Origin of the sequence: Kitasatospora sp. MAA4 (assembly GCF_029893355.1) — a bacterium.
GTDB lineage: Bacteria > Actinomycetota > Actinomycetes > Streptomycetales > Streptomycetaceae > Kitasatospora.
The window spans coordinates 103026-110511 of sequence record NZ_JARZAI010000027.1 but is presented as its reverse complement, the minus strand read 5'-3'; the positions used below and the strand labels follow the sequence as shown (position 1 = coordinate 110511).

6 protein-coding genes are annotated in these 7486 nt (G+C 73.4%); 3 read left to right on the top strand and 3 right to left on the bottom strand.

From position 1 onward, the window contains the following. Positions 1 to 584: 584 nt before the first annotated feature. Positions 585 to 1034 (top strand): PTS glucose transporter subunit IIA, encoded by a 450-nt coding sequence (locus P3T37_RS29495; protein ID WP_280726969.1) that lies wholly within the window; start codon positions 585 to 587, stop codon positions 1032 to 1034. 49 nt (positions 1035 to 1083) lie between these two features. Continuing rightward, positions 1084 to 2754 carry a phosphoenolpyruvate--protein phosphotransferase gene (gene ptsP, locus P3T37_RS29490; protein ID WP_280726968.1) on the top strand — a complete coding sequence of 557 codons (1671 nt, stop codon included), beginning with the start codon at positions 1084 to 1086 and terminating at the stop codon, positions 2752 to 2754. A 71-nt stretch (positions 2755 to 2825) separates the two neighbouring features. On the opposite strand, the gene P3T37_RS29485 is transcribed toward ptsP, so the two are convergent. The 3 genes from P3T37_RS29485 to P3T37_RS29475 all read right to left on the bottom strand — a co-directional run bounded on the left by P3T37_RS29485 (position 2826) and on the right by P3T37_RS29475 (position 6371). Beyond that, positions 2826 to 4778, bottom strand: a complete 1953-nt coding sequence (locus tag P3T37_RS29485) for an acetoacetate--CoA ligase (RefSeq protein ID WP_280726976.1) — start codon at positions 4776 to 4778, stop codon at positions 2826 to 2828. A 258-nt stretch (positions 4779 to 5036) separates the two neighbouring features. Further along, on the bottom strand, positions 5037 to 5579 hold the full coding sequence (locus P3T37_RS29480) for an NUDIX domain-containing protein (RefSeq protein WP_280726967.1): 543 nt from the start codon (positions 5577 to 5579) through the stop codon (positions 5037 to 5039). A gap of 33 nt (positions 5580 to 5612) precedes the next feature. After that, positions 5613 to 6371 (bottom strand): NUDIX domain-containing protein, encoded by a 759-nt coding sequence (locus P3T37_RS29475; protein WP_280726975.1) that lies wholly within the window; start codon positions 6369 to 6371, stop codon positions 5613 to 5615. A gap of 138 nt (positions 6372 to 6509) precedes the next feature. Here P3T37_RS29475 and mmuM point away from each other — a divergent pair, with 138 nt between their 5' ends. Then, positions 6510 to 7445: a homocysteine S-methyltransferase gene (mmuM, locus tag P3T37_RS29470; protein WP_280726966.1), complete on the top strand. Its 936-nt coding sequence runs from the start codon at positions 6510 to 6512 to the stop codon at positions 7443 to 7445. Positions 7446 to 7486: the final 41 nt, after the last annotated feature.

The window sequence follows — 7486 nt, the reverse complement described above, 5'->3', positions numbered from 1 at the left end:
CCAACCCCGATCAGAGATCGAGGCCGGGGATGTCAACATATCTGGCGTTGACTTTTGGCACGCTGTTGAGTTCTCAAGGAACGGACACTTCCTTCAAGCTGCTCTCGCAAGCTCTCCGGGCGCTTCGTTCTTCGTGTCCTCAGCGTATCAGACTTGTTTCACTCCGTTTCACCGGAGCTTCACTTCGTTGACTCGCTGCATTCACCATCACCTCGCGGCGACCTGAGCAACGATAGCCCGTTCAGGCCGGTGCGCCTAATCGAGCATGGTGGCGCCTTGCGCGGCGGACGGCCAGCACCTCGCGTGGTGGCGCGCCGGGGCGATCGTCGCGCTCACCCGTATGCCGTAGAGTGCGGCGCGTCGAGCAAGAGGACTAGACCACTTGGGGTCCGAAGGTGCCTGACCGGCCCGGGATCGGGTCCGCGACCTATGGCGCGTCGACTTCGGCGTGTCGGGCGCGGGCACCCGGGCAGGCGAGGCCTTCTGTCCCGAGATGTCCGACCTTGACATGATTTAGGCTTCACACGATCATTCCGCCGCTGCCTGCGGCAGCTCGCTGTACTCCGCGCCTGGGAGGCTCCTCCATGACCACTGTGACGTCGCCGCTGACCGGCCGCGCCGTTGGGCTCTCTGCTGTGCCCGACCCCGTCTTCTCCGGCGCGATGGTGGGTCCTGGCACCGCCATCGACCCCGTCCGCGAGCCCACCTCCGCCGTCGCGCCGGTGGACGGTCTTGTCGTCTCCATGCACCCGCACGCGTTCGTCGTCATGGACGCGGACGGCCACGGGGTGCTCACCCACCTCGGGATCGACACCGTTCAGCTCAACGGCGAGGGCTTCGAGCTGCTGGTGAACAAGGGCGACCAGGTGAAGCGCGGCCAGCCGGTGATCAACTGGAACCCGGCCGCCGTCGAGGAGGCGGGTAAGTCGCCGATCTCGCCGATCGTGGCCCTGGAGGCCTCGTCCGAGGCGCTCAGCGCGATCGCGGAGTCGGGTGACGTCGCCAGCGGCGGCGAGCTCTTCACCTGGAACTGAGCACCACCCACGGTCGTCGTGAAGCTGTAGGCGAGAGGAAATGGAAGCAATGGACAGGACGCTGCGCGGCGTAGGTGTCAGCCACGGGGTCGCGATCGGCCAGGTGCGGCGCATGGGGACCGCGGTGCTGGAGCCGCCGGCCACGCAGATCCCGAGCGAGGACGCGCCGCGCGAGCAGGCCCGGGCCCAGCAGGCCGTGGACGCGGTGGCCGCCGACCTGATCGCCCGCGGCAACCTGGCCGGCGGTGAGGCGCAGGGTGTGCTGGAGGCCCAGGCGCTGATGGCCCAGGACCCCGAGCTGATGGCGGACGTGCAGCGCAGGATCACCGTCGGCAGCAGCGCCGAGCGCGGCGTCTACGACGCGTTCGCCGCCTACCGTGCGCTGCTGGCTTCGGCCGGCGAGTACCTGGCCGGCCGGGTGGCCGACCTGGACGACGTGCGCAACCGGATCGTCGCGCGGCTGCTCGGCGTGCCGATGCCGGGGGTGCCGGACAGCGACGAGCCGTACGTGCTATTCGCCCGTGACCTGGCGCCGGCCGACACCGCGCTGCTCGACCCGACGCTGGTGCTCGGTTTCGTCACCGAGGAGGGTGGACCGACCAGTCACAGCGCCATTCTGGCCCGTGCGATGGGCGTGCCGGCCGTCGTCGCGCTGCCCGGGGCGACCAGCGTGACCGAGGGTGTCGTCGTCGCCGTCGACGGCAGCAGCGGCGAGGTGCTGATCGACCCGAGTGAGGAGAAGCAGGCCGAGCTGCGCAGGGCCGCCGCCGAGCGCAAGGCCGCGCTGGCCTCCTCGTCCGGTCCGGGGCAGACCTCGGACGGGCACCGGGTGCCGCTGCTGGCCAACGTCGGCGGGCCGGCCGACGTGCCGGCCGCGCTCGCGGCGGGGGCCGAGGGGGTCGGGCTGTTCCGGACCGAGTTCCTCTTCCTCGACGACTCGGCGAAGGCACCGAGCGAGGAGCGGCAGATCGATGCCTACCGCAAGGTGTTGGAGGCGTTCCCCGAGGGCCGGGTGGTAGTGCGGGCGCTCGACGCCGGCGCGGACAAGCCGCTGGACTTCCTGACGCCGGCCGACGAGCCGAACCCCGCGCTCGGGGTGCGCGGACTGCGGACGCTGCTGGAGCACCCGGAGGTGCTGGACACCCAGCTGCGGGCGCTGGCGAAGGCGGCCGAGGGCCTGCCCGTCCACCTGGAGGTGATGGCGCCGATGGTGGCCGACCGGGTGGATGCCAAGGCGTTCGCGGACGCGTGCCGCAAAGCCGGGTTGCAGGCGAAGTTCGGGGCGATGGTGGAGATCCCGTCCGCCGCGCTGCGGGCCCGGTCGATCCTGGAGGAGGTCGAGTTCCTCTCGCTGGGGACCAACGACCTCGCGCAGTACACCTTCGCGGCGGACCGCCAGGTCGGGTCGCTGGCCCGGTTGCAGGACCCGTGGCAGCCCGCGCTGCTGGACCTGATCGCGCTCTCGGCCGAGGCGGCGAAGGCCACCGGCAAGAGCTGCGGCGTCTGCGGCGAGGCCGCGTCCGACCCGTTGCTGGCCTGCGTGCTGACGGGCCTGGGCGTGACCAGCCTGTCGATGGGCGCGGCCTCGATCCCGTACGTGCGCGCGGCGCTGGCCAAGGTCACGCTGGCGCAGTGTGCGCGGGCGGCCGAGGCGGCCCGTGCTACCGACACCGCCGATGAGGCGCGCGCCGCGGCGCAGCACGTGCTGTCGGGCGAGTAAGAGGGTGTAAGAGGGTTAAGAGGGGAAGTACGGAAGGGGCGCCCCACCGGGGGCGCCCCTTCGCGTTGCGGTCAGGCGCGGCGGTCGCGGCCGAGCTGCTCGAAGAAGCGCAGGTGGTCGAGGTTGTCGACCGAGCCCGGGTTGACGGCCTGCTCCAGCGGGGTGCCGGAGAGCAGGCGCTTGACCGGGACCTCGATCCGCTTGCCGGTGAGCGTGTGCGGCAGTCCGGTGACGGCGATGACCTCGTCGGGGACGTGGCGCGGGGAGAGCTCCGAGCGCAGCGAGTTGCGGATCCGCGAGCGCAGGTCGTCGTCCAGCGAGGCGCCGGGGGCAAGGACGACGAAGAGCGGCATCCAGTAGCCGCCCTCCGGCTCCTCCAGGCCGATCACCAGGGACTCGGCGATCTCGGGGAGCCGTTCGACGACCTCGTAGATGTCCGAGGAGCCCATCCGGACGCCCTGGCGGTTGAGCGTGGAGTCGGAGCGGCCGTGGATCACCACGGTGCCGCGCGAGGTGACGGTGATCCAGTCGCCGTGGCGCCAGATGCCGGGATACATGTCGAAGTAGCTGTCGTGGTAGCGGACGCCGTCGGGGTCGTTCCAGAAGCCGGTGGGCATCGAGGGCAGCGGCTTGGTGACCACCAGCTCGCCCACCGCGTCGGTGTGCGGCGCGCCCTGGACGTCCCAGGACTCGACCGCCGCGCCGAGGCAGGGCCCCTGGATCTCGCCGAGGTGGACCGGCAGGGTCGGCACGCCGCCGACGAAGCAGCTGCAGACGTCCGTGCCGCCGCTGACCGAGGCGAGCCAGACGTCGGACTTGACCTCGTCGTAGATCCAGCGGAAGCCGTCGGGCGGCAGCGGGGAGCCCGTGGTGCCGATGCAGCGCACCGCGCTGAGGTCGAGGTCGCGGCCGGGGTGCAGCTCGGCCTTGCGGCTGGCGACCACGTAGGCGGCGGAGGTGCCGAGGACGGTAGCCCGGCTGCGGGCGGCGACCTGCCAGAGCGCGCCGGTGTCGGGGTGGCCCGGGCTGCCGTCGTAGGTGACGACGGCAGCGCCGACCAGCAGGCCGGCGACCAGGAAGTTCCACATCATCCAGCCGGTGGACGTGTACCAGAGGAAGCGGTCCTCGGGTCCGAGGTCCATGTGCAGGCCGGCCTGCTTGAGGTGCTCGATCAGGATGCCGCCCTGGCTCTGCACGATGGCCTTGGGCAGGCCGGTGGTGCCGGAGGAGTAGAGCACCCAGAGCGGGTGGTCGAAGGGCAGCTGCTCGAACACCGGCGCCTCGTCGCCAGCCGTGAGGTCGTCCCAGTGCAGGGCGCCCTCGGGGGCCGGGGAGCCGAGCAGCGGGACGTGCACGACGGCGCGCACGGTGGGCAGTTCGCGGCGCAGCTCGGCGACCGTGTCGGTGCGGTCGAAGTCCTTGCCGCCGTAGCGGTAGCCGTCCACGGCGAACAGGACGACGGGCTCGATCTGCTGGAAGCGGTCGAGCACGCTGCGGGCCCCGAAGTCGGGGGCGCAGGACGTCCAGATCGCGCCGACCGCGGCGGTGGCCAGTAGCGCGACGACGGCCTGCGGGATGTTCGGCAGGTAGGCGCCGACCCGGTCGCCGGGGCCGACGCCCTGGGCGCGCAGTGCGGCGGTGAGCGAGCCGACCTGGCGGCGCAGCTCGGCCCAGGTGAGGGTGAGCGGCACGTCGGTGGTCTCGTCGAGGTGCAGGATCGCCGGGCGGTCGGCGTGCGCGGGGTCCTCGCCGAAGCGCAGGGCGTGCTCGGCGTAGTTGAGGCGCGCGCCGGGGAACCAGCGGGCGCCGGGCATCGCGGCGTCGGCGAGGGCCGTCTGCGGCAGGGCGGAGAAGCGGACGTCGAACCACTGGGTGACGGCGGTCCAGAAGCGGTCCGGGTCCTCGGTCGACCAGGCGTGCAGGGCGGCGTAGCGGGCGGCGGCCGTGGCGTCGTCCGCCACCGGCGCCAGCGGGGCGGCGGGCGCGCCGTACCGCTCGGCGGCCCAGGCCTGGAAGGCGACGATCCTGGTGGCGGCGGCCGCGGTCGGATCCGGGCGCCAGAGCGGCTCGTCGGCCGCGGGAGCTGCGACGGCGTCGTGGGCTCCGGCTTGCTGGGCCGACGCGTCCAGGGGGTTCTGGTCCTGGGGTGGGGTGCTCACGGTGGTGGTCTCCCGGCCGAGGGTGAGGACGGGTGAGCGCTGGTGGCGCGGCCCGTCCGGTATGTGCTGACGGTGCAAGACCCTGCCATGTGATCGTCGGGTGCGCCAGGGGGGTCCAGGGGCTCAGCCGAGGCGGGCGAACTCGCCGTCGAACCAGGCGCGGGCGACCCGGGTGTGGAAGCGGAAGGCCAGCTCGATCGGGGTGTCGATCAGCTGCCAGCCCTCGGTCTCGTCGGTGGGCCGGGACGGCGGCAGGGCGGCGAGGTCCTGGGCCGGCAGCAGGGCGAAGAGGCAGAGGAAGCCGCCGGCGGTGTCGGAGTCGGTGGCGACCAGGGTGACGTCCGCCGGGTCGGCCAGGATGCCGGTCTCCTCGCGCAGTTCGCGGACGGCGGCCTGCTGCCAGCTCTCGCCGTAGTCCACGTAGCCGCCGGGCAGGGCGAGTTCGCCGTAGCCGGGCTCGATGGTGCGGCGGATCACCACGAGGCTCCGGCCGCCGTCGGGGCGGTTCACCGGGAGCAGGGCGACCGTGACGGGCAGCGGGTTGCGGTAGCTGATCTCGTCGCAGCCGGTGCAGGTCCGGGGCCAGCCCGTCGTCCCCGCCGGGTAGGCGGCGCCGCACCAGTGGCAGTGCGCGAACGGGGTCCGGGTGGCCTCGTGAGTGGTCATGGGGTGGATGGTAGCGGGACGAGGGTGCAGGGGTTAAGCGGATTCGGGGCGTAGCAGGGCGGGGTGGAGGTGGCGGGCGGGGCCGGCGCGGTAGGTGCGGGCGCGCGGGCCGCCGCGGGTGCCACCGCGTTCGGAGGTGGCTCCGGTGCTCTCGACGAAGCCGGGGACGGAGAGCACCTTGCGGTGGAAGTTGCCGGGGTGCAGCTTGTCGTCCCAGACGGCCTCGTAGACCGCGCGGAGTTCGGGGACGGTGAAGACGGGCGGCAGGAAGGCGGTGGCCAGCGGGCTGTACTCCAGCTTGGCGCGGGCCCGGTCGAGGGCGTCGGCGAGGATCCGGGCGTGGTCGAAGGCCAGTGCGAGCGGGGGTTCGGGCCGTACCAGCGGGTCGACCGGGTGCCAGGCGGCGGCGGACGCGTCGCTGCCGGCCTGCGGGTCCGGCAGGTCGGGTGCGAAGGCGAGGTAGGCGACCGAGACCACGTGCATCCGCGGGTCGCGCCCGGGGGCGCCGTAGGTCCCCAGCTGCTCCAGGTGGACGCGGCCAAGCGCGGCTTGGGCCGCGTCGGCGCCGGTGGCCGCCAGGCCGGTCTCCTCGGCCAGCTCGCGGGCGGCGGCGGTGTCCAGGTCCTCCTCGCCCGCGCGCAGGAAGCCGCCGGGCAGCGCCCAGCAGCCCTGGAACGGCGGACCGCCGCGCTCCACCAGCAGGACGTGCAGGGCCCCCTGACGGAGCGTCAGGGCGACCACGTCGACCGTGACGGCCACCGGCGCGAAGGCGCGCGGGTCGTAGGCGGCCAGGAAGGCGTGTTCGTCCTGCTCGGGCATGGGGGCAACGTTACGCACCCGTCGGGCCGGTGACCGACGCCTCCCCGGGTTCTACAGTTCCAAGCAGGGGGAAACTGCGTGCAGGGGCGAGCAGCTGGGAGGCGGGTCGCGATGTCGAGGGCGGACGGTGCGTTCGCGCGGGCGCTGCTGAGCGGGCCGCTGGTGCTGGACGGCGGACTGTCGAACCAGTTGGCGGCCGCCGGGTACGACCTGGCGGACGCGCTCTGGTCTGCTCGCCTGCTGCTGGACGCGCCGCAGGCGCTGGTCGCGGTGCACCGGGCGTACTACGCGGCGGGCGCGGATGTGGTGATCACGGCGAGCTACCAGGCGAGCTTCGCGGGGTTCGCCCGGCGCGGCCTCAAGCGCGCGGAGGCCGCGCGACTGATGGCGTCCAGCGTCGCGCTGGCGCGCGAGGCCGCCGAGCCGCGGGACGGGGAGCGCGCGCCGGATCGTCCGCGCTGGGTGGCGGCCTCGGTCGGCCCGTACGGCGCGGTGCTGGCGGACGGGTCGGAGTACCGGGGCCGGTACGGGCTCTCGGTGGGCGCGTTGGAGCGGTTCCACCGGCCCAGGCTGGAGGTGCTGGCCGCCGCCGGGCCGGACGTCCTGGCGCTGGAGACCGTGCCGGACGCGGACGAGGCGGAGGCGCTGGTGCGCTGCGTGCGCGGGCTGGGCGTGCCGGCCTGGCTGTCGTACAGCGTCGCGGGCGGCCGGACCCGGGCCGGTCAGCCACTGGCGGAGGCGTTCGCGGTGGCCGCGGAGGCGCCGGAGGTGGTCGCCGTCGGGGTGAACTGCTGCGCGCCGGCAGAGGTCGGCGAGGCGGTGCGGATCGCGGCGCGGGTCACCGGGAAGCCGGTGGTGGCCTATCCGAACAGCGGCGAGGGCTGGGACGCGCGGGCCCGCGCCTGGCGTGGTGCGCCGACCCCGCTGGCGGCGCCGGCCCGGGGGTGGGTCGCGGACGGGGCACGACTGGTGGGCGGGTGCTGCCGGGTGGGTCCGCTACAGATCTCCGCGCTGGCGGCGGAACTGGGGAGAAGTCCGGTTATCTGAGCGCGGTGGTATCCGAACGAGGGCAAAAGCTCCGAGAAACG